Source organism: Cupriavidus sp. AU9028 (genome assembly GCF_019795295.1).
Classification (GTDB): Bacteria; Pseudomonadota; Gammaproteobacteria; order Burkholderiales; family Burkholderiaceae; genus Cupriavidus.
Genome location: NZ_JAIMCG010000003.1, coordinates 169159 through 189284, shown reverse-complemented (window position 1 = coordinate 189284; position 20126 = coordinate 169159). Strand labels below are relative to the sequence as shown.

The 20126-nt window shown below is 66.8% G+C and carries 20 protein-coding genes and 4 tRNA genes; 16 read left to right on the top strand and 8 right to left on the bottom strand.

Annotation, left to right across the window (positions count from 1 at the left end; translation table 11 throughout):
- The first annotated feature begins 117 nt into the window (after positions 1–117).
- The 6 genes from rnc to nagZ are packed head-to-tail and all read left to right on the top strand — an operon-like array spanning position 118 to position 5040.
- Positions 118–888: a ribonuclease III gene (rnc, locus tag K6V06_RS04930; RefSeq protein WP_222240803.1), complete on the top strand. Its 771-nt coding sequence runs from the start codon at positions 118–120 to the stop codon at positions 886–888.
- Positions 885–1823, top strand: a complete 939-nt coding sequence (gene era / locus K6V06_RS04925) for a GTPase Era (protein ID WP_222240526.1) — start codon at positions 885–887, stop codon at positions 1821–1823. The genes rnc and era overlap by 4 nt, the downstream gene beginning before the upstream one ends.
- Entirely contained in the window at positions 1816–2727 is a 912-nt protein-coding gene (gene recO / locus K6V06_RS04920; RefSeq protein WP_222240524.1) for a DNA repair protein RecO, read from the top strand. Before era ends, recO begins: the two co-directional genes overlap by 8 nt.
- On the top strand, positions 2724–3506 hold the full coding sequence (gene pdxJ / locus K6V06_RS04915; protein ID WP_222240522.1) for a pyridoxine 5'-phosphate synthase: 783 nt from the start codon (positions 2724–2726) through the stop codon (positions 3504–3506). Before recO ends, pdxJ begins: the two co-directional genes overlap by 4 nt.
- A complete protein-coding gene (gene acpS, locus K6V06_RS04910) occupies positions 3503–3928 on the top strand; it encodes a holo-ACP synthase (protein WP_222240520.1) in 426 nt (141 codons plus the stop codon). The genes pdxJ and acpS overlap by 4 nt, the downstream gene beginning before the upstream one ends.
- A gap of 17 nt (positions 3929–3945) precedes the next feature.
- Entirely contained in the window at positions 3946–5040 is a 1095-nt protein-coding gene (gene nagZ, locus K6V06_RS04905; RefSeq protein WP_222240518.1) for a beta-N-acetylhexosaminidase, read from the top strand.
- Positions 5041–5134: 94 nt separating this feature from the next.
- Here nagZ and efp read toward each other — a convergent pair whose 3' ends face one another.
- Positions 5135–5695, bottom strand: a complete 561-nt coding sequence (gene efp, locus K6V06_RS04900; RefSeq protein ID WP_222240516.1) for an elongation factor P — start codon at positions 5693–5695, stop codon at positions 5135–5137.
- Positions 5696–5895: 200 nt separating this feature from the next.
- A complete protein-coding gene (earP, locus tag K6V06_RS04895; RefSeq protein WP_222240514.1) occupies positions 5896–7113 on the bottom strand; it encodes an elongation factor P maturation arginine rhamnosyltransferase EarP in 1218 nt (405 codons plus the stop codon).
- Positions 7114–7356: 243 nt separating this feature from the next.
- Between earP and uvrC the strand changes: the two genes are divergently transcribed.
- The 6 genes from uvrC (at position 7357) to K6V06_RS04865 (ending at position 12377) form a co-directional block, all read left to right on the top strand.
- On the top strand, positions 7357–9483 hold the full coding sequence (gene uvrC, locus K6V06_RS04890) for an excinuclease ABC subunit UvrC (protein ID WP_222240801.1): 2127 nt from the start codon (positions 7357–7359) through the stop codon (positions 9481–9483).
- A gap of 110 nt (positions 9484–9593) precedes the next feature.
- A complete protein-coding gene (gene pgsA / locus K6V06_RS04885) occupies positions 9594–10193 on the top strand; it encodes a CDP-diacylglycerol--glycerol-3-phosphate 3-phosphatidyltransferase (RefSeq protein WP_222240511.1) in 600 nt (199 codons plus the stop codon).
- Between the two features lie 187 nt (positions 10194–10380).
- Positions 10381–10456: transfer RNA gene (locus K6V06_RS04880), tRNA-Gly, on the top strand.
- A gap of 53 nt (positions 10457–10509) precedes the next feature.
- Positions 10510–10585: transfer RNA gene (locus K6V06_RS04875), tRNA-Gly, on the top strand.
- A 101-nt stretch (positions 10586–10686) separates the two neighbouring features.
- Positions 10687–10760: transfer RNA gene (locus tag K6V06_RS04870), tRNA-Cys, on the top strand.
- Between the two features lie 378 nt (positions 10761–11138).
- Positions 11139–12377 (top strand): cation:proton antiporter, encoded by a 1239-nt coding sequence (locus K6V06_RS04865; RefSeq protein WP_222240509.1) that lies wholly within the window; start codon positions 11139–11141, stop codon positions 12375–12377.
- Between the two features lie 8 nt (positions 12378–12385).
- Here K6V06_RS04865 and K6V06_RS04860 read toward each other — a convergent pair whose 3' ends face one another.
- On the bottom strand, positions 12386–13333 hold the full coding sequence (locus tag K6V06_RS04860) for a LysR family transcriptional regulator (protein WP_222240507.1): 948 nt from the start codon (positions 13331–13333) through the stop codon (positions 12386–12388).
- Between the two features lie 105 nt (positions 13334–13438).
- Here K6V06_RS04860 and K6V06_RS04855 point away from each other — a divergent pair, with 105 nt between their 5' ends.
- Both K6V06_RS04855 and K6V06_RS04850 read left to right on the top strand, forming a co-directional pair.
- On the top strand, positions 13439–14575 hold the full coding sequence (locus tag K6V06_RS04855) for a putative sulfate exporter family transporter (protein ID WP_222240505.1): 1137 nt from the start codon (positions 13439–13441) through the stop codon (positions 14573–14575).
- A 28-nt stretch (positions 14576–14603) separates the two neighbouring features.
- Complete coding sequence (locus K6V06_RS04850) at positions 14604–15113, top strand: lysozyme inhibitor LprI family protein (RefSeq protein WP_222240503.1); 510 nt, start codon at positions 14604–14606, stop codon at positions 15111–15113.
- Positions 15114–15169: 56 nt separating this feature from the next.
- On the opposite strand, the gene K6V06_RS04845 is transcribed toward K6V06_RS04850, so the two are convergent.
- Positions 15170–15256, bottom strand: a tRNA-Leu gene (locus K6V06_RS04845).
- Between the two features lie 172 nt (positions 15257–15428).
- On the opposite strand from K6V06_RS04845, the gene K6V06_RS04840 reads away from it, so the two are divergent.
- Both K6V06_RS04840 and K6V06_RS04835 read left to right on the top strand, forming a co-directional pair.
- Complete coding sequence (locus K6V06_RS04840; protein ID WP_222240501.1) at positions 15429–15776, top strand: hypothetical protein; 348 nt, start codon at positions 15429–15431, stop codon at positions 15774–15776.
- 148 nt (positions 15777–15924) lie between these two features.
- Entirely contained in the window at positions 15925–16332 is a 408-nt protein-coding gene (locus tag K6V06_RS04835) for a heme-binding protein (protein ID WP_222240499.1), read from the top strand.
- Between the two features lie 784 nt (positions 16333–17116).
- Here K6V06_RS04835 and K6V06_RS04830 read toward each other — a convergent pair.
- The 4 genes from K6V06_RS04830 to K6V06_RS04815 form a co-directional block, all read right to left on the bottom strand.
- Positions 17117–17464, bottom strand: coding sequence for a hemin uptake protein HemP (locus tag K6V06_RS04830; RefSeq protein ID WP_222240497.1), 348 nt, complete (start codon positions 17462–17464; stop codon positions 17117–17119).
- 286 nt (positions 17465–17750) lie between these two features.
- Complete coding sequence (locus tag K6V06_RS04825) at positions 17751–18164, bottom strand: biopolymer transporter ExbD (protein WP_222240495.1); 414 nt, start codon at positions 18162–18164, stop codon at positions 17751–17753.
- 38 nt (positions 18165–18202) lie between these two features.
- Entirely contained in the window at positions 18203–18934 is a 732-nt protein-coding gene (locus K6V06_RS04820; protein ID WP_222240493.1) for a MotA/TolQ/ExbB proton channel family protein, read from the bottom strand.
- Between the two features lie 29 nt (positions 18935–18963).
- Positions 18964–19638, bottom strand: coding sequence for an energy transducer TonB (locus tag K6V06_RS04815; RefSeq protein WP_222240491.1), 675 nt, complete (start codon positions 19636–19638; stop codon positions 18964–18966).
- Between the last annotated feature and the right edge of the window lie 488 nt (positions 19639–20126).

Here is a 20126-nt window from a genome sequence, read left to right as displayed (position 1 = left end):
CCAGTCCTGACCGACACCGGCGGGCAGGCGGCCGCCGGTGTGCGGCTGCCTGCCGACGATGCCGTGGCGAAGCCGGTCGCCCGCCGTTCGATCACTCTTCGGGAATGCAGCTCTGACATGAACCTCGACGCCTTGCAGCAACGACTCGGCTACCGTTTCAGCAAGCCAGAATTGCTGCAGCAGGCGCTGACGCATCGCAGTCATAGCGCCCAGCACAACGAGCGCCTCGAGTTCCTCGGCGACTCGGTACTCAATTGCGCGGTCGCCGACATGCTGTATGGCATGTTTGGCAAGCTTGACGAAGGCGACCTGTCGCGGGTGCGGGCCAACCTGGTCAAGCAGCAGGCGCTGTACGAAATCGCGCAGATGCTGCAGCTGTCCGACGTGCTGCGGCTGGGCGAAGGCGAGCTGAAGAGCGGCGGCTTTCGCCGTCCGTCGATCCTGGCCGATGCGCTGGAAGCCATCGTGGGCGCGGTGTTTCTCGATTCGGGTTTCGACGCGGCGCGGGCGCTGATCCGCAAGCTCTATATCCCGATCCTCGAGCACGTGGACCCGCGCACGCTGGGCAAGGACGCCAAGACGCTGCTGCAGGAATATCTGCAGGGGCACAAGATCGCGCTGCCGCAATACAACGTAATCGCGACCCACGGCGCCGCCCATAATCAGCAGTTTGAAGTCGAATGCATCGTGCCTAAACTGGAGGTGCGAGTATTCGGCACCGGCGCGTCACGGCGCGCCGCCGAGCAGGCGGCGGCGAAACTCGCGCTGGAAGAAGTGCAGCGGCTGGTGCCGCAGCTGCTCAAGCGCAGCCGCGCTGAACGGACCGGCAAGACGCGCAAGCAGCCGGCTCCACCCGATCCGCAGTTGTCTCTCAGGTTGAAGGAATGACCGAATCGAACCGCCCGCAGCAGGATGCCGCGGAAGCTTCCCCCGTGGCCTTCCGCTGCGGCACCGTGGCCATCGTCGGGCGACCCAACGTCGGCAAGTCCACGCTGATGAACGCGCTGGTCGGACAGAAGATCAGCATTACGTCCCGCAAGGCCCAGACCACCCGTCACCGCCTGGTCGGCATCCAGACCACCGATGACGCGCAGTATGTCTTCGTCGATACCCCTGGCTTCCAGACCCGGCATGCCACCGCGCTGAACCGCTCGCTGAACCGCGCCGTCACCTCGACGCTGTCGTCGGTGGATCTGGTGTTGTTCGTGGTCGAGGCCGGTCACTACGGCGCCGACGACGAGAAGGTACTGACACTGCTGCCGCGCAATACGCCGGTGCTGCTGGTGGTCAACAAGCTGGATCGCGTATCGGCCGAGCGCCGCGCGGAGATCATGATGCCCTTCCTCGAGAAGATGGGGCAGCAGTTCCCGTTCCGCGAAGTGGTGCCGATGTCGGCCAAGACGCGCGACCATATCGAGCGGCTGTTCGCCATCATCCGGCCCTACCTGCCGGAAGGCGAGCCGATGTACGACGCCGACGCGATGACCGACCGCAGCGAACGCTTCCTCGCCTCGGAGATCATCCGCGAGAAGGTGTTCCGCTGGACCGGCGACGAGCTGCCCTATACCAGCACTGTCATCATCGACAAGTTCGAGACCGAAGGGCGGCTGCGCCGCGTGTTCGCCACCATCCTGGTCGAGCGCGACGCGCACAAGGCCATGGTGATCGGCGCCAAGGGCAGCAAGCTCAAGCAGATCTCGACCGAGGCCCGGATGGACATGGAGTCGCTGTTCGACGGCAAGGTCTACCTGGAGCTGTGGATCAAGGTCAAGAGCGGCTGGGCCGACAACGAAGCCGGATTGCGTGCCTACGGATATGAATGAAGGGCCGGTGGCGACGCCGGCGAGAAAGACCGGGCGCGCCGCAGCGTCGCCCCGCCGCGACGCCCGCGCCCCCGATCCGGTGGTGGAAGAGGCTGCCGAGGTGCTCGGCAGCCATGACGCGCTGGAGCCCGCGGCGGCCGGCCGGGCGATGATGGACCGCGCGCTGCGCATCGTGCCGGCGCGCAGCGAGACCCGCGTGGCCGCACAGCCAGGCTTTGTCCTGCATGCGTGGCCCTATCGCGAAACCAGCCTGATCGTCGACGTCTTCACGCGCGACCATGGCCGCGTGGCGCTGGTGGCCAAGGGTGCCAAGCGGCCCCATTCGGCGCTGCGCGCGGTGCTGCAGCACTTCCTGCCGATCGCGCTGTCCTGGAGCGGCCGGGGGGAAGTGCGCACGCTGACCAAGGCCGAGTGGGTGGGTGGCATGCCGCCACTGGCCGGCGATGCGCTGCTGTCCGGCTTCTACCTGAACGAGCTGCTGCTGCGCTTTTGTCCGCGCGACGATGCGCATGAAGCGCTGTTCCGGCACTACATGGCAACGCTGACCCGCCTCGGGCACGGCGAGCCCGCCGCGTCCGTGCTGCGCAGCTTCGAGCGCGTGCTGCTGCAGGAAACCGGGTTTGCGGTCGCCTTCGACCGCTGCGCCGGCAGCGGCGAGGCGGTGCAGCCGGCGCTGGACTATGTCTACCAGCCGGAGCGCGGCGTGCGGCGGGCCCACGCCAGCGATCCGTCGTCATGGCCCGTCGTTTCCGGGCAGACGCTGCTGGATATGTCCCGCGACGACTACAGCCGCGCGCAGACTGCCGCGCAGAGCCGCGCGCTGATGCGCTTTCTTCTGCATTATTATCTGCAGGGCGTGCCCCTGAAAACCCGTCAGATCCTGATCGACCTGCAAGCCCTATGATCTTTCACGCTCATCCCGGCGTCATCGCGCTCGGCGTCAATATCGACCACGTCGCCACCCTGCGCAACGCCCGCGGCACCGTCTATCCCGACCCGATCGCCGCCGCGCTGCAGGCCGAGGAAGCCGGCGCGGACCTGATCACGCTGCATCTGCGCGAGGACCGCCGCCATATCCGCGATGCCGACGTGCGCGCGTTGCGCCCGCAGCTGGCCACGCGCATGAACCTGGAATGCGCGCTGACCCCGGAGATGCTCGACATCGCCTGCGAGATCCGCCCGCAGGATGTCTGCCTGGTGCCGGAGCGCCGCGAGGAAGTGACCACCGAAGGCGGGCTGGACGTGCGCGGCCGGCTCGATCAGGTACGCGCCGCATGCGAGCAGCTGGCTGCGGCGGGCATTCGCGTGTCGCTGTTCATCGATGCGGACGCGGACCAGATCGCCGCGGCCGCCGATTGCGGCGCCCCGGTAATCGAGCTGCATACCGGCGCCTATGCCGATGCGCCGACGCCGCAGCAGCAGGAGCAGGAATACCGGCGCATCGCCGATGGCGTCGATGCGGGGCTGCGCAAGGGGCTGGTGGTCAATGCCGGCCATGGCCTGCATTACACCAACGTGCAGCGCATCGCGGCGCTGCCCGGCATCACCGAACTGAATATCGGCCATGCGATCGTGGCTCACGCCGTATTCGCCGGCTGGCAAAACGCCGTGCGCGAGATGAAGGCCATCATGGTCGCCTCGCGCCTGTCCGCCGGCAAGCCGCCGCAAGGGGCCGCACGGTGATCCACGGGGTCGGCACCGACATCATCCAGATCGACCGCGTACAGGGCGTGATGGACCGCACCGGCGGCCGCTTCGCCAGCAAGATCCTCGGCCCGCAGGAGATGGCGATCTACCAGCGTCGTCTGGCGCGGCATCCGAAGCGCGGGCTGGCGTTTCTCGCGACGCGCTTTGCCGCCAAGGAGGCGTTTTCCAAGGCGATCGGGCTGGGCATGCACTGGCCGATGACATGGCGCGCGATGGAGCTGCTGAACCTGCCGTCCGGCGAGCCCTATGCCCATTGCCATGGCGAACTCGCCCGCTGGCTTGGGGAACGCGGGCTGACCGTGCGTGTCAGTGTCAGCGACGAGCATGACTATGCGGTGGCCTTTGCCATCGCCGAACGCACTGGCGAGGCGGGCAGGCAGCCCGGCGCCGCGACCTAACCCAACACTCGATTTTCATGACGAAGAAGAACGCAGGCAAGCGGCCGGGCCCGGTCGTGCTGGACGTCAAGGGCGTGCAGCTGGATGCCGACGATATCCGCCGCATCGCCCATCCGCTCACCGGCGGCGTGATCCTGTTCGCGCGCAATTTCGAATCGCGCGCCCAGCTGGTGGCGCTGACGCGCGCGATCCGCGAGGTCCGCGACGATGTACTGATCTGCATCGACCACGAGGGCGGGCGCGTGCAGCGCTGCAAGACCGACGGCTTCACCCATCTGCCCGCGATGGCGCGTCTGGGCGAGCTGTGGGACCGCGATGTGCTGACGGCCACCCGCGCGGCCACCTATTGCGGCTACGTGCTGGCCGCGGAGCTGCGCGCCTGCGATATCGATTTTTCGTTCACGCCGGTACTCGACGTGGACTATGGCCGCAGCGGCGTGATCGGCGATCGCGCATTCCATGCCGATCCGCGCGTGATCTCGATGCTCGCCACCCACCTGAACCACGGCCTGCTGCTGGCCGGCATGTCCAACTGCGGCAAGCATTTCCCCGGCCATGGCTACGCCGAGGCGGACTCGCATGTGGCGGTGCCCGTGGACGAGCGCGAACTCGACGAGATCCTGGCGCAGGACGCCCGGCCCTACGACTGGATGGGCATGACGCTGGCGTCCGTGATGCCGGCCCATGTCATCTACCCCAAGGTCGATCCCAATCCGGCGGGCTTCTCGCGCTTCTGGCTGCAGGACATCCTGCGCGGTCAGCTCGGCTTCGAGGGGGTGATCTTCAGCGATGACCTCAGCATGGAGGGCGCCAGCGTGGCGGGCAACGTCACCGAAGCCGCGCGCGCCGCGTTGAACGCCGGCTGCGACATGGTGCTGATCTGCAACCACCCCGAGCGCGCGGACCAGTTGCTCGCCGAACTCGATGTCGTCCCGCCGAAGGCCTCGCAACGGCGCGTGCGGCGCCTGTTCGCGCGCGGCAAGGCGATGGACTGGAACAAGCTGGAACTGGATCCGCTGTACCGCCAGGCCGTGCGCTCGCTGCGCGAACTGGGGCTGATCCAGGGCCAGGGCGCGCCGGCAGCGGCGCCGGCCACCACCGTCGCCCCGTAGCGACGCGACGGAGAGCGGGATGGCGCGGCCATCCCGCACGGGCAACAAAAAAGGCGACCCCTTGGGTCGCCTTTTTCGCTCGCAGCATTGCCGATCAGTTGGCGCGGCTGCGGTATTCGCCGGTGCGAGTATCGATTTCGATCTTGTCGCCGATATTGCAGAACAGCGGCACCTGCAGTTCGAAGCCGGTGTTGATCTTGGCGTTCTTCAGCACCTTGCCCGACGAGGTGTCGCCCTTGACGGCCGGCTCGGTGTAGATGATCTCGCGCACCAGCGTGGTCGGCATTTCGACCGAGATGGCCTTCTCGTTGTAGAACACCACTTCGACGTTCATGCCGTCTTCCAGGTAGTGCAGTGCGTCGCCCATGTTGTCGGCTTCGACTTCGTACTGGTTGTAGTCGGCATCCATGAACACGTACATCGGGTCGGCGAAGTACGAGTAGGTGCATTCCTTGCGATCCAGCACGACGACTTCGAACTTGTCGTCGGCCTTGAAGACGGATTCGCCCGGCGCGTCGGTCAGCAGATTCTTGTACTTCATCTTGACCACGGCGGCGTTACGGCCCGACTTGTTGTACTCGGCCTTTTGCACGACCATCGGATCGGCGCCCATCATGAACACGTTGCCGACGCGGAGTTCCTGTGCGGTTTTCATCTAAACGGTTTTCCTGAAAAAGAGTCGCGGAGTTCGTCGTGGCGAAGGCGGGCCGCTGACGCCGCGCGCGTGTTGCCCGCGGTTCTTGCCATGCCCGGCTCCGGCACCACGCTCCGGGCTGCCGCGGGCGCGTGCGTGAAATACGCGCCCCGGGCACGAGGCCTGGATTCTGCTGGCCGGTCGCCATTCAAATCAACCCGCTATTTTACCCGAGTTTCGCAAAACGCCACGAGGTTCGCCGCAAGATCGCCCAGCCCCGCCACGCCCTGTTCCCAGCGCGCTGCGGCCCGCGTCAGGGCGGGTAGCGCGGCACGGAAGGCTGGCCACGCGGCCGCCGCTGCGGTCGAGTCGTTGCGGCTGTCGCCTTCCGCCGCGCTGGCCCCCGGAGAAAAGCCGTTCCAGGCGCGCCAGAAGGTCTGTAGCGCCTGCGCCACGCCGGCATCGCGCAAGGTTTGCAGGTAGAGCGCCAGGAAGGCGTCCAGCTTGGCCCGGTGCGTATCCTCGTCCTGCGGGTAGATATGCCAGACGAAGGGACGGGCCGCCCATTGGGCGCGGACAAACGAGTCCTCGCCGCGGACGAAATTGACATCGCACAACCACAGCAATTCGTCGTAGCCGTCCTGTGGCAGGAACGGCACCTGCGCCAGGCGCAGCTTGCCGGTGGTGACTTGTCGCCCGCCGTCGGTGCCGGTGCCGGCCTGTACGTCCGGCTGGCGCTGCACCCACTCGAATGCCTGCTCGGCGGCGGGCCCGGACGGCACCAGGCAATGAATGCGCTCGTCGCCATTGCGCCACTGGGTCAGCAGCGGCGGCAGCGACCGGTTGCCATAGGCGAAGAGGCTCACGCGCAGGGAGTCGGGCCAGGGTTGCACGCCCAGCCGGTGCCACAGCCGTGCCTGGCCTGCGGTAGCGGCGGCGAAATCCCGGCGGCGGCCGCCGAGCATCGCTTCGCGCAGCACGCCACCGGTGCCGAACTCGAAACCGGGGAAGAAGAAGTACTTGGTCAGCGGCAGCCGCGGGTGCGGTGACGCCATGCCGTGATGCTCGCGCACCCACGGCTCGGCGCTGAGGTACTCCAGGTTGATCCAGACGGGCGTGCGAGGGGCCTGGGTCATGGCCAGCACGAAGGGCTCCGGCACGTTGCAGGCAAAGGCTTCGACTACGACGTCGTGCGGGGCGACGCCCACGGTGTCGGCGTCGCCGCGCCAGTGGCGGACTTCCACTCCGGCCAGCCGCTGCACCGGCCGGGACGGCGACAGCGATGGCGCCATCCGCGCGAAGCTGGCCAGGTCGTCGACCCAGAGCCGGACCGCATGGCCATGTTCCTGCGCCAGCTGGCGCGCCAGGCGCCAGCAGACGCCGATATCGCCATAGTTGTCGATGACGGTGCAGAAGATGTCCCAGGAGCGCAGGGTCATGAAGGAAGGCCTTGGCCCGGGTGGCTGCGGTGCGGCCGGGCATTCGATTTGCTCTAAACTTGCCATTTTAGAGCCGCCGGGGCTGCGGCAGGCCGTGGCAGGGCGCAAGGCCCGTCCGACGGCGCATGCATTCGCGCTCCCGCCTGAACCTTTCTGATTCTGATGTCACAACCGGACAAGCCGTCGCCCGCGACGCCGGCGCCGCAGCAGGACCCGGCACCGATCGAGCCGGGCGGGCCGGGCATGGCCGCCCCGCCGGAGAGCCTTCCCCTCGATGCGGCCGCGCAGGCCGCCGTCGCCGAGTCCGCCCCGGCCGATCCCGCGATCCTGGCGGACCCCGCCGGCGCGGCGGAACCCGAACCGTTCGATCCGCGGCCGGTCATTGCCGCGCTGCCCGGCCTGCCGGGGGTCTACCGTTACTTCGATGCGGCCGGCCAGGTGCTCTACGTCGGCAAGGCACGGGACCTGAAGAAGCGCGTATCCAGCTACTTCAACAAGACGCTGCTGTCGCCGCGCATCGCCATGATGGTGGGCAAGATCGCCCGTATCGAAACCACGGTGGTGCGTACCGAGGCCGAGGCGCTGCTGCTCGAGAACAACCTGATCAAGGCGCTGGCGCCGCGCTACAACATCCTGTTTCGGGACGACAAGTCCTATCCGTTCCTGAAGCTGACGTCGCACAAGTTCCCGCGGATGGCCTACTACCGCGGCGCCACCGACCGGCGCCACCAGTATTTCGGCCCGTTCCCCAGTGCCCATGCGGTGCGCGAGAGCATGCAGATCCTGCAGAAGGTGTTCCAGTTGCGCACCTGCGAGGACACGGTGTTCAACAACCGCACCCGTCCCTGCCTGCTGCATCAGATCCACCGTTGTACCGGCCCGTGCGTCGGCGCGATCGGCGAGGAAGACTATGCGCGCGACGTCTCCAACGCCGCGCGTTTCCTGCAGGGCCGGCAGAAGGAGGTGCTGGAGGGCCTGCAGCAGAAGATGGAACACCACGCGATGGCGCTCGAATTCGAGCAGGCGGCGCTGGTGCGCGACCAGATCGGTGCGCTGTCCACCGTGCTCAAGCGCCAGGCGGTCGAAGAGGTCGGGCAGAGCAGCGACATCGACATCCTCGCCGTGGCGGTGCAAGGCGGACGCGCATGCGTCAATCTCGCGATGGTACGGGGCGGACGCCACCTGGGCGACAAGGCCTATTTTCCCGCGCATGTCGAGGAAGCGGCGATGATCGTCGACGGCGGCGGCAACGAGGCCGCGCCGGTGCAGGCGGTCACGCTGACCGACGAGCCAGGTGATCCGGCGCCGCGGGACGGCAGCGAAGCACCGGCCGCGGAAGACGCGGTGGCCGCCCGCGGCGATGACGATCCGGATCGCGTTCCGGATGGCAGCGCTTCCTCGGTGGACCGGGTCGCGGCCAGCGTGCTGGCGGCCTTCATGGCGCAGCATTACCTGGACCAGCCGGCGCCGCCGGTCCTGGTGGTCAGCCACCGGCCGCCGGAGCCTGCGCTGATCGAGGCGCTGACACTGCATGCCGGCCGCCGCATCGCCGTCGTGCGCCAGCCGCAGGGGCAGCGGCGCGCCTGGCTGGAGATGGCGCAGCAGGGTGCCAACCTGGCGCTGGCGCGGCGGCTGGCGGAGCAGGGCAGCCAGGAAGCACGCACGCGCGCGCTGGCCGAGACCATCGGCATCGAGCTGGAGGATCTGGCCGCGCTGCGCATCGAGTGCTTCGATATCAGCCACACCGCCGGGGAGGCGACGCAGGCGTCGTGCGTGGTGTTTCACCACCACCAGATGCAGAACAGCGACTACCGGCGCTACAACATCGAGGGCATCACGCCCGGCGACGACTATGCGGCGATGCGGCAGGTGCTCACGCGCCGCTACCAGAAGCTGGTCGAGCAGGGCCGCGAGGATAGCGCGGCGATGCCGCATGTGGTGCTGATCGACGGCGGCAAGGGGCAGGTCGAGGTCGCCCGCCAGGTGTTCGCCGAGCTGGGCCTGGACGTCGGCCTGCTGGTGGGCGTGGCCAAGGGTGAAGGGCGCAAGGTCGGCCTGGAAACGCTGGTCTTCGCCGACGAGCGGCCCTCGCTGGAACTGGGGCCGGGCAGCGCCGCGCTGATGCTGGTTGCCCAGATCCGCGACGAGGCGCACCGCTTCGCCATCACCGGCATGCGGGCACGGCGTGCCAAGGCGCGTACCACGTCGCGGCTGGAAGAGATCGAAGGAATCGGGGCGCGCCGCCGGCAGAAGCTGCTGACCCGCTTTGGCGGGATTCGCGGCGTGATGGCGGCAAGCATCGACGAACTGGCCAGTGTGGAGGGGATCTCGCGCACCCTTGCCGAGGAGATCTACCGGCAGTTGCACTAGCGTGCGTGCCAGCCGCCGGGCGCCGCCAGGTTCCCGGAAATGCTCAATCGATATGGAAATCGGCGACAATCGCGGCATTGCCGTCCCCGACCTCGTCGCCAAGCCTGCTTATGCCGCTGAATATTCCGATCCTGCTGACCTGGTTGCGCGTTGCGTTGATTCCCCTGGTGGTGGGCGTGTTCTACCTGCCCGACACCTGGATGACCATGCAAGCCAAGAACCTGACGGCAGCGGTCTTCTTCATCGTCGCGGCGGCCACCGACTGGCTCGACGGCTTCCTCGCCCGGCGCTGGAACCAGACGTCGTCGTTCGGCGCCTTCCTGGATCCCGTGGCGGACAAGCTGATGGTGACGGCGGCGTTGCTGTCGCTGCTGGCGCTGGACCGCGTCAACGACCTGATTGCGCTGGTCATCATCGGACGGGAAATCACTATCTCGGCGCTGCGCGAGTGGATGGCGCAGATCGGGGCCTCCAGGAGCGTGGCGGTCAACTTCCTCGGCAAGCTGAAGACCACCGTGCAGATGGTGGCGATTCCCTTGCTGCTGTTCCACGACCGGCTGCTGGGTGTCGATGCGACGGTGCTGGGGACGTGGCTGATCTACGTGGCGGCGGTGCTGACGCTGTGGTCGATGATTTACTACATGAAGCTGGCATGGCCGCAGATCCGCGAGCGCAGCGGACTTGCCGCCCGCGCGCCGGCGCAGAAATAGCGAAGATTCAAAAAAGTGCTTGACGTGGCAAAGCAGCCTTTGCCATAATTTCGTTCTCGTTGCTGACGCAGCAGCCGAAGCAAGCGAGAAAGTGGTAAAAAGCACCAATATGCCGCAACAAGCCGCCAACAAGCGGTATGTTTGAGGCAGCTTGTTGCGGCGGCGCGAAAGCGTCAAGCAGGACACTGCGGGAGTAGCTCAGTTGGTAGAGCGCAACCTTGCCAAGGTTGAGGTCGCGAGTTCGAGACTCGTCTCCCGCTCCAGTTTCTAGCGTGGCGGTGCTTCAGCAGGAGCGCCGGCGCGTATCAGGTGTCATGCGGGAGTAGCTCAGTTGGTAGAGCGCAACCTTGCCAAGGTTGAGGTCGCGAGTTCGAGACTCGTCTCCCGCTCCAGTCCGAAAGGGAAGCAGCGCTTCCCTTTTTAGTTTGCGATGCTGATGCATCGGCGTCCCGGGCAACCGGCGTCGTTGCGCTACAATCGGCATTCGTCACCCGGCGGGGTGGCAGAGTGGTTATGCAGCGGCCTGCAAAGCCGTGTACGCCGGTTCGATTCCGACCCCCGCCTCCATCTTCTTCCCTTCGCAGCCCTTCGCACCGTTTCCCGGCAGGCACAAGCCCGCCCGGTTTCATCCTCTGTCTTCTCCTTGCAACATGTCGCCAACTCACCGCTTGGGCCCCGTCGTGGCACCGGTGCGGGGTACGCGCAAGATGCACGTGGATCGCGGCGATAGGCGCTGAAATCTCGGAAATTCCGCGTAATTCGCGCTTTTGATCGCCGGTGTGCGTGATACAGTACGGCAATCGGTCGGCGTCGAGCATCGCTTTTGTTGATCCGCCGGCATTGTGGCAAGCCTCTTTGGCTTGCCTTTCTTTTCGTCGCGTCAGTTCGGGGCCCGCTAGCCGGAAGCGTCAACTGGCGGTATCAACTGGAAGGAAAACCTGACGCATGCATCACGCTACCCCGCTTATCAGTACCATCGTCGGCGGCATTGTGCTGGCATTTGTGCTCGGCGCCATTGCCACACGGCTTCGAATGCCGCCGCTGATCGGGTACTTGTGTGCGGGCGTGGTCGTGGGGCCGCATACCCCGGGCTATACCGCCGACCAGGCGCTCGCGCCGGAGCTGGCCGAACTTGGCGTCATCCTGCTGATGTTCGGCGTGGGACTGCACTTCTCGATTCGTGACCTGATGTCGGTGCGCAGGATTGCCATTCCAGGCGCTGTCGCGCAGATCGGCATTGCCACGGTGCTTGGCATGGCCGTCGCCTGGGGGTTCGGCTGGTCGTGGGGCCAGGGCTTCGTCTACGGGCTGGCGCTGTCGGTGGCGAGCACGGTCGTGCTGCTGAAGGCCTTGCAGGACCGGGAGCTGGTGGAGACGGAGCAGGGCCGCATCGCCGTGGGCTGGCTCGTGGTCGAGGATCTCGCCATGGTGCTGGCGCTGGTGCTGCTGCCCGCGCTGTCCGGCCTGCTGATGCCGCCGGGCGGCGCGAGCCCGGACGTCGCCGTGCCGCAGGCCGGCGCCAGCGACATCGCGCTGGCGGTGGCGCTGACGCTGGGCAAGGTCGGCGCCTTCGTCGCCGTGATGCTGGTGATCGGGCGCCGCTTCATTCCGTGGATGCTCGAGCGCATCGTCTGGACCGGCAACCGGGAGCTGTTCCGCCTGGGCGTGCTGGCGACGGCGCTGGGCGTCGCGTTCGGTGCCTATTTCATGTTCGGCGTGTCGTTCGCACTGGGCGCCTTCTTCGCCGGCATGGTGCTGGCCGAGTCCGAGTTCAGCCATCGCGCCGCGGAGGAATCGCTGCCGCTGCGCGACGCCTTCTCGGTGCTGTTCTTCGTCTCCGTCGGCATGCTGTTCGACCCGATGGTGCTGCTGCGCGACCCTTGGGGCGTGCTCGGGACGCTGTCGATCATCGTGGTCGGCAAGTCGCTTGCCGCGCTCGCCATCGTGCGGCTGTTCGGCTATTCCAACCTGACCGGCATGACGATCGCCGCCAGCCTTGCGCAGATCGGCGAGTTCTCCTTCATCCTGGCGAGCCTCGGCGTCTTCCTGCAGATCCTGCCGGAACGGGCGCAGAGCCTGATCCTTGCCGGGGCGCTGCTGTCGATCGTGCTCAATCCGCTGCTGTTCCGCATGCTGGACCGCTACGCCGCCCGCCAGGGCGACGCGCAGACCCAGCCCGCGTAAGGCCGCGACTAAGGCGAGCCGGACGACGCCCCGGCCAGCACCGCCTCATTGCCCTCGGGCGCCGGCGCCGTGCGGCGCAGATGATCGGTAAAGGCCAGCAGGCCCTGGGTCGGGAACTTGTCACGGTGGACCACCAGATACCAGGGCCGCACCAGGCGCGGCAGTCCCCGCCGTAGCGCCACCAGCGTACCGCGCTGCAGTTCTTCCCGCACCACGTGCAGCGACAGGCAGCTGACACCGAAGCCGCTGACCACCGCCCCCTTGATTGCCTCGGCGTTGCCCAGTTCTAGCGCGAAGCGCATGTCGCCAAGCAGCGGGGCCAGCCGCTGTTCGACAATCTCCCGGGTGCCGGAGCCCGGTTCCCGCACCAGCCAGTCGGCGTCGCGCAGCGCCGCCAGGTCGCCCCGGTCCCTGGCCAGCGGATGCCCGGCTCCCACCACCACCACCATCTCGTCGTCGCACCAGTGCGTGCTGGCGAGCTCGCGCTCGTGACTGGTGCCCTCGATCAGGCCAATGTCCGCCTCCAGCCGCAACAGGTCCTGCAATACCTCGCGGGTATTGGCGATACGCAGGTCCAGGGAACATGGCCGGTCCTGCGCCGCACGGAAGCCGGCAAGCATCGCCGGCAGCACGTAGCTGCCGATGGTGTTGCTCGCCGCGATGCGCAAGCCGATCCCGGCGTTGCCGGCGAAGCGCTCCAGCTCGTACGCCTGGTCCAGCAGCGACAACGCACGTGGAAAGAACTGCCGTCCGGTTTCGTTGATGAGGAGCCGCTTGCCGACCCGGTCGAACAGCCGCGTATCGAGGGACCCCTCCAGATCGGACAGGGCCGCACTGACGGCTGACTGCGACATGGCAAGCGACCCGGCGGCTGCGACGGTGCTGCCATGCTGGACCACGGCGACGAATACCGACAGTTGCCGAAGCGTGAGCCGGAGAGGGCGTTGGGACAGCATGGCCGATATCTGCTTTTCAGGTAATGAATATGGATATTACCTGTTTTACAGATGAGTAAGCCGGCTCTACCCTTGCGTCACATCGTCATCCGTTCACGGTCCACCATGTCCATAGCCCCGCCCGATTCAGCGTCCCCGCTTCCCGCCGGCAGCGCTGCGGCCGCCGAGCCCGTCGTGCCGCAGCGCCGCTCGCGTGCGGCAGATGCCGTCGGGTGGGTACGCCAGCTGTTGTCGTTGGCGCCGCTGGCGGCCGTCGCCTGGCTTGCGCTGGTGCTGTCCGGTCTGCCGATGCTGTCCGCGCTGGGCGTCAGCCCGCTGCTGATGGCCATGTGCGCAGGCATCGTCGCGTGCAATACCTTGCCGCGCGCGTGGCTGGCGCCGCTGGCGCCCGGTATGCAGCTGGCCCGTCAGACGCTGCTGCGGCTTGGGGTGGCGCTCTATGGCCTGCGCCTGACCTTCGGCTCGATCCATGACCTTGGTATTGGCGGGGTCGCCGCGCCGCTGCTGATGCTGGCAGCGACGCTGGGATTGGGCGTATGGCTCGGCACCCGCTGGCTCGGTCTGAGCCGGCGGGAGGCGCTGGTGGTCAGCGCGGGCAGCGCCGTATGCGGCGCGGCAGCCGCCATCGCCGTCGCCTCGGTAGCCCGTACCGACGACCGGCAGACCGCTGTCGCGGTGGCTACCGTGGTGCTGTTCGGCACGGCTGGCATGCTGGTCTATCCCTATCTGTATCAGCTCGCCACCGCCACCCTGCACTGGCCCGTCACCCAGCACGCCTTCGGTATCTACACCGGCGCCACGCTGCACGAAGTCGCCCAGGTCATCGTGGCGGGCAAGGCGGTCGGGGAACAGGCGGCCGACGCGGCGGTCCTGGCGAAGATGGTGCGCGTGCTTGCGCTGGGGCCCCTGCTGCTGATCCTGGCGTTCTGGCCGAAGGCCGGGCAGACGCAGGCCTCTCGCCCCGGCGTGGACTGGGCCAGGATCCGCGCATCGGTGCCGTGGTTTGCGCTGGGCTTCGTTGCGGTGCTGGCGATTAACTCGCTCGGCATGGTGCCCGCCGACTGGAAGCCGGCATTGGTCGCGTTCGACAACTGGCTGCTGGCGTGCGCCATGCTGGCGATCGGGCTGCATACCCACATCGGCGACCTGCGGCGTGCCGGCCGTGCCCCGATGACGCTGGCGGGCGCGCTGTTTGTCTTCCTGATCGCCGGTGGTGCGGCGCTGTGCGCGCTAGTGCTATAAAGGAGCCTTCCGATTCAGAGGAAGGTGGATGACAAGACCGCATCTCCCCGTGCTTGCCGTTCCGGCGGCGACCGCCGTGTTGATCGCCACCATCGCGCTGGCCGGCTGCCTCGACCAGACAGGAGAGGGCCAGGTGCCTCGGGCTGACATCGCTCAAGCCCCCGCGGAAGGCCGGCCCAGCCCGCTCCCGGCCAGCGCCCCGTCGCAGGCGAGCGTCCCCGATACGGTGGAAGCGGCGGGCATCTGCCAGGGACTGGATCTCGCCGTCACGCTCGACATGCGGGTTTGCCTCGACCGGCGATTCAAGGACGCCGACCGCCAGCTGAATGCGCGCTACCAGCAGTTGATGGCGTCGCGGGACGACGCGGGCAGGGCGCAACTGCAGCGCGAGCAGCGCCGCTGGATCCGGGACAAGGAATCGAAGTGCCCGAAGGCGGGAGAGGCGTTCGCCGGCGGCACACTGGAATCGGTGGTAATCGCCGACTGCTTCGTGACGATGACCGAGCAGCGGCTGCGGCGATTGCTGGAATATCGCTAGGGGTGCCGCCAAGGGGATGTGGTGCCGGGCAGCACCGCGGGCCGTAGCGCTGCTGCTGGTGCGGCCGACGGGACTCGAACCCGTAAGCCTGGAAAGGCGGCAGATTTTAAGTCTGCTGAGTCTACCAATTTCTCCACGGCCGCATGCCAAGCCCGGTATTGTCGTGGCTGCGGCGATGCCGCGCAAGTTCGCCGCATGGGACGGCAGCCCCAGCGCTGTAATGGCCGGTAACAACCTCCGATGTGCCGTTGCACCTGTGATCCATTCCGGGCCTAGAATACAGCTAACTCAAACGAATGCTGCCAGGAGCAGATCATGAAACGTTGGTTGCTGGCGGGGCTCGGCGTGCTGGCCGCGATGGCGTCCGGCGCCGCGATGGCCCGCGTCGATGTGGGCGTCGTCATCGGCGTGCCCGGGAACGGCTTCTATCCGCCGCCGCCGGCCTATTACGGCCCGCCGGTGGTGGTGGCGCCGGCCCCTGTCTACTATGGTCCGCCGCCCGTGGTGGTGCATCCAGGGCGCTACTACGGGCCGCCGCGCTATTACGGTCCGCCGCCCCGGTACCATGATCGTCCGCCGCGTTACTACCATGGCCACCCGCATGGTCACGGGCACGGACACGGCGGCGGCCATGGCCACCGCCATTGGCATGGCCGGGACTGAGCGGCACTCCTGTCGCCCATCGACGTCGGAAAGGCTCCCTTGCGGGAGCCTTTCTGCTTTCCGCGGGCGGGTTAGCCCGCCTTGGCCCGCGTGTGGAGCGGGCGCTATACTGCCGGCTCGTTTGTGTGTGTGAACCGAGGAGAGAGGAATGCAGCAAAAGACCGTATTGGGCGCGGACGACGTGAAGAAGGTGCTGGCCGCGGCCGAACAGGAAGCCCGCAATCACCACTGGGCGGTGTCCATCGCCATCGTGGACGACGGCGGTCATCTGCTGGCGCTGCAGCGTCTGGACGGGGCGGCGCCGATCTCGGCGTATATCGCTACCGAGAAGGCCCGCACCTCGGCACTGGGCCGCCGGGAGTCGAAGGTTTACGAAGACATGATCAACAACGGCCGCTATTCGTTCATGACGGCACCGGTGCTGCACGGCATGCTGGAAGGTGGCGTGCCCATCGTGGTGCAGGGGCAGGTCGTGGGCGCGGTCGGCGTCTCGGGCGTCAAGTCGACCGAAGATGCGCAGATCGGGCGCGCCGGCATCGCGGCGCTGGGCCTGTAAGCCCTGCGGCTCGCACGAAGCGGAAGGGACGGCGATGCCGTCCCTTTTTGCTGACAGAGCATGAACAACCGAGGGGTCGTTTTCTCGAAAGCGGGAATCCAGCGTTTCTCGAAAGCCACTGGGTCCCCGCCTTCGCGGGGACGACGTGCCTGGTGAGCAGTCGTGGACGGGCGAAGCCGAACCTCGTTGCTGGCAGAGCGTGAACTACCGAGGCGTCGTTCCCGCGAATGCGGGAATCCAGCGTTTCTCGAGAGTCACTGGGTCCCCGCCTTCGCGGGGACGACGTGCATGGTGAGCAGTCGTGGACGGGCGAAGCCGAACCCCGTTGCTGGCAGAGCGTGAACTACCGAGGCGTCGTTCCCGCGAATGCGGGAATCCAGCGTCTTTGAAAGCCACTGGGTCCCCGCCTTCGCGGGGACGACGTGCATGGTGAGCAGTCGTGGACGGGCGAAGCGGAACCTCGTTGCTGGCAGAGCGTGAACTACCGAGGCGTCGTTCCCGGGAATGCGGGAATCCAGCGTCTTTGAAAGCCACTGGGTCCCCGCCTTCGCGGGGACGACGTGCATGGTGAGCAGTCGTGGACGGGCGAAGCCGAACCCGTCGCTGGCAAAGCATGAACTCCGAGGCGTCGTTTTCTCGAAAGCGGGAATCCAGCGTTTCTCGAAAGCCACTGGGTCCCCGCCTTCGTGGGGACGACGAAGCTATGTCGGCAGTAGGGGGACGGTGATGCCGTCCCTTTTTGTTTGCCTCGGCTGCCTTGTCCCTGCGGCAGCCGCGTGGCCTGTCACTTGGTCAGGATCAATTTGCCGTAGCGGGTCTTGCGCAGGGTATAGACCTCGCCGTTGTGCAGGATCGCCAGCGTGTTGGCGCCGCCCATCAGGGTGTCCAGCGGGACTGCGGTTTCGCCCGACGGGATCGCGGCGCGATTGTCGCGCACCAGCGCTTCCAGGCGGGCGACCGCGGACTTGACGGTGGCCAGCGCCGACGGCGCCGCACGATTGTCGCGCTCGACAGTGGACGCCTGCTGCCGGTCCGGGCGGACTTCGACGCGGCGCAGCGAAAGGCGCCGGCGGGTGACCTCGCGGGTCGGGGTGGCTGCGGACTGGGGCAGGGAAAGGGTCAGCGTGCTCATCGGCAGGGGGACTCCGTCGTTTGCAGGGTTGGATCGTTGGCGGCGCGCCAGGCTGCCGCCGCGCTTGCGCAGCGGGTGCATTGCCTCTCGACCCGCGATATATCCCATGTTAAATGAGAATCGTTCGCGTTACAACGGGCGCCTAGCGATTTTTTTGAGGGGCTCGCTGCGGCGCGATGTTGTTGTCCAAAGCGGCGGTCCGAAAACGAAAACCCCACCCGGCAGCATGGCGCAGGTGGGGTTCGGTGGCGTGTGTCGGCCAGCAGGGCAGGGCAACGCCCCTGGTCTACTGCTTCGGTTCGGTGATGAAGCCGATCTTGCCTAGGCCGCCCTTCTGGGCGGCGGCCATCACTTCGGCTACGCGCTCGTAGCGGACCTCGCGATCGGCGCGCAGATGCAGTTCCGGCTGGGGCTGCTGCTGCGATGCCTGGGCGATGTTCGCCTCCAGCGTTGGCGCGTCGATTTCCTGCTGATTCCAGTACACCTTGCCCGCCGCGTCGATGGAGAGGTTGATGTTCTCCGGCTTCGGCTCGTTCGGCTGGTTGCTGGCGCGCGGCAGGTCGATCTTGACCGCGTGATTGATCACCGGAATGGTGATGATGAAGATGATCAGCAGCACGAGCATGACGTCGACCAGCGGCGTCATATTGATCTCGCTCATGACTGCGTCATCGCTGTCGTCGAGAGTTCCGAATGCCATGTTGCTTCCTTGCTTCCTATTAGCCTGGACTGCCGCGATCAGTTCTTGACCGCGAGGCGCACGGCGTTGTCGTCGGCGCCGGCACGGGCGGTGGTCGGACGTACGCGGGCACCGGTCACGAAGTAGGCGTGCAGATCGTGGGCGAAGCGGTTCAGCTTCGAGATGACGGCCTTGTTGCCGCGGGTCAGCGCGTTGTAGCCGAGCACGGCCGGGATGGCGACGGCCAGGCCGAAGGCGGTCATGATCAGCGCCTCGCCCACCGGACCGGCGACCTTGTCGATGGTCGGCACGCCCGAGGCGCCAATGCCGATCAGCGCATGGTAGATGCCCCAGACGGTGCCGAACAGGCCGACGAACGGCGCGGTCGAACCCACCGACGCGAGGATGGCCAGACCCGATTGCATGCGCGAGACGGCCTCGTCGATCGCGCTCTTGAGCGAGCGGGTCAGCCAGTCGGAGATGTCCATCACGTCATGCAGCTGCGGCTGGCTGGCGCGGTGGTGCTGGGCGGCTTCCTTGCCGGTCAGGGCCAGCGTGCGGAACGGGTTCTGTTCGCTGGCGCCGAGAGTTTCCAGCGCATGGTCGAAATCGTCAGAGTGCCAGAAGCGCTTTTCCGCGCCTTGCGCCATCTTCTTGAGCCGGAACAGATCCCAGGTCTTGGTGAGGATCACGATCCAGGAGGCGAGCGACATGACAAGCAGAATGATGGCAGTCGCACGCATGACGAAGTCGCCTTGCGCCCACAGATGGGAGAGTCCGAGGTCCTGCATGATGGTTCCTGGTAAGTCGTCGAAAGAAATCAGTTGAGTTCGAAATTGACCGGTTGCTGCGCCGTGATGGCGAGCGCGCGGCCGTTTTCCATATAGGGTTTGCAGCGCATCCGTTGCACCGCGTCCATCGCCGCCTGGTCCAGGCGCGACGATCCGCTCGAGCTCACGACCGCGGTACGCACCACGCGGCCGCTCTCGTCGGTGGTCAGCCGCACCACGGTCTTGCCGGTCTCGCCCATGCGCCGCGACTGCGACGGATAGGTCGGCTGCGGCGTGGAGCACTGGATCTCGCCGATGCTGACCGAGCGCGGACCGGTGGCAACCGGCGGTGCGGGTTCGGGCGGCGGCGCCGGCGGCTCTGGCGGAGCTGGTGGAGCGGGCGGAACTTCGACCGCGGCCGGCGAAGGCGGCAGGTCGGGCACCGGCTCGGGCAGCGGCTCACGCTTGGGCTGCGGCTTCGGCTCCGGCCGGGGCTTGGTCACCTTGACCTCCTTGGGCGGTGGCGGTTCCTTTTTCGGCTGGGGCTTGGGCGGCTCCGGAGCAGCCTGTTGCGGTGGCTCCAGCGGAATGATCCGGGCCACGATCTCCGGGGCGACCACGGCCTCGGTCAGTTTGCGCCCCAGGCCGCTCTGGATCAGATAGAGCAGCCCGGCATGGAACAGCAGTACGGCAAGCGTGATCTTGAGAAGACGTTGGTCGAACATTTGAGACAGCGATATCGGCGCTCCCTTGCTGCGGGGTCGCCCGAGGGTTTTCTTGTCTGTGGTCCGGCCTGGGCCGGCCGCTGTCACTTGCGGCGGAACAGCACCAGAGAGATTCCAAATCCCACCAGCAGGCTAATCAGCAATTCCATGATGAATATGCTCCATAGGGTGAAAGCCGGTGGGGAGCGTCACGCTCAGGCGACGTGTCAGCAACGGAGTATAAACGATAATGATTCCCATTTGTTGAGAGCGCACCAGGAATCACAGACGCCGCCTGCGTCATCCGGGCCCCGCAGAATGGCCGGAACCCTACAAACAGCGATAGGATAGGGACAGCATGACCCGCGCCCGTGCAACCATTGCCCGGCCTGGCGGGACAAATGCTATGCGGCCAGCCGCTATGGCACGACAACGGACGAGGTGACGGCCGGCGAGGTTGGCCGGCCGCCGCGCCAATGGATATCGCCCATGGACCCGAACCGCTGCAT

Excerpts from the sequence above, each read along its gene's own strand:
- earP (WP_222240514.1), bottom strand. The coding sequence starts at position 7,113 with ATGACCCTGCGCTCCTGGGACATCTTCTGCACCGTCATCGACAACTAT.
- pgsA (WP_222240511.1), top strand. The coding sequence starts at position 9,594 with ATGCCGCTGAATATTCCGATCCTGCTGACCTGGTTGCGCGTTGCGTTG.
- rnc (WP_222240803.1), top strand. The coding sequence starts at position 118 with ATGAACCTCGACGCCTTGCAGCAACGACTCGGCTACCGTTTCAGCAAG.
- K6V06_RS04830 (WP_222240497.1), bottom strand. The coding sequence starts at position 17,464 with ATGAGCACGCTGACCCTTTCCCTGCCCCAGTCCGCAGCCACCCCGACC.
- K6V06_RS04865 (WP_222240509.1), top strand. The coding sequence starts at position 11,139 with ATGCATCACGCTACCCCGCTTATCAGTACCATCGTCGGCGGCATTGTG.
- era (WP_222240526.1), top strand. The coding sequence starts at position 885 with ATGACCGAATCGAACCGCCCGCAGCAGGATGCCGCGGAAGCTTCCCCC.
- K6V06_RS04850 (WP_222240503.1), top strand. The coding sequence starts at position 14,604 with ATGACAAGACCGCATCTCCCCGTGCTTGCCGTTCCGGCGGCGACCGCC.
- uvrC (WP_222240801.1), top strand. The coding sequence starts at position 7,357 with ATGGCCGCCCCGCCGGAGAGCCTTCCCCTCGATGCGGCCGCGCAGGCC.
- efp (WP_222240516.1), bottom strand. The coding sequence starts at position 5,695 with ATGAAAACCGCACAGGAACTCCGCGTCGGCAACGTGTTCATGATGGGC.
- K6V06_RS04840 (WP_222240501.1), top strand. The coding sequence starts at position 15,429 with ATGAAACGTTGGTTGCTGGCGGGGCTCGGCGTGCTGGCCGCGATGGCG.
- K6V06_RS04835 (WP_222240499.1), top strand. The coding sequence starts at position 15,925 with ATGCAGCAAAAGACCGTATTGGGCGCGGACGACGTGAAGAAGGTGCTG.
- K6V06_RS04820 (WP_222240493.1), bottom strand. The coding sequence starts at position 18,934 with ATGCAGGACCTCGGACTCTCCCATCTGTGGGCGCAAGGCGACTTCGTC.
- K6V06_RS04860 (WP_222240507.1), bottom strand. The coding sequence starts at position 13,333 with ATGCTGTCCCAACGCCCTCTCCGGCTCACGCTTCGGCAACTGTCGGTA.
- nagZ (WP_222240518.1), top strand. The coding sequence starts at position 3,946 with ATGACGAAGAAGAACGCAGGCAAGCGGCCGGGCCCGGTCGTGCTGGAC.
- K6V06_RS04855 (WP_222240505.1), top strand. The coding sequence starts at position 13,439 with ATGTCCATAGCCCCGCCCGATTCAGCGTCCCCGCTTCCCGCCGGCAGC.
- K6V06_RS04825 (WP_222240495.1), bottom strand. The coding sequence starts at position 18,164 with ATGGCATTCGGAACTCTCGACGACAGCGATGACGCAGTCATGAGCGAG.
- K6V06_RS04815 (WP_222240491.1), bottom strand. The coding sequence starts at position 19,638 with ATGTTCGACCAACGTCTTCTCAAGATCACGCTTGCCGTACTGCTGTTC.
- pdxJ (WP_222240522.1), top strand. The coding sequence starts at position 2,724 with ATGATCTTTCACGCTCATCCCGGCGTCATCGCGCTCGGCGTCAATATC.
- recO (WP_222240524.1), top strand. The coding sequence starts at position 1,816 with ATGAATGAAGGGCCGGTGGCGACGCCGGCGAGAAAGACCGGGCGCGCC.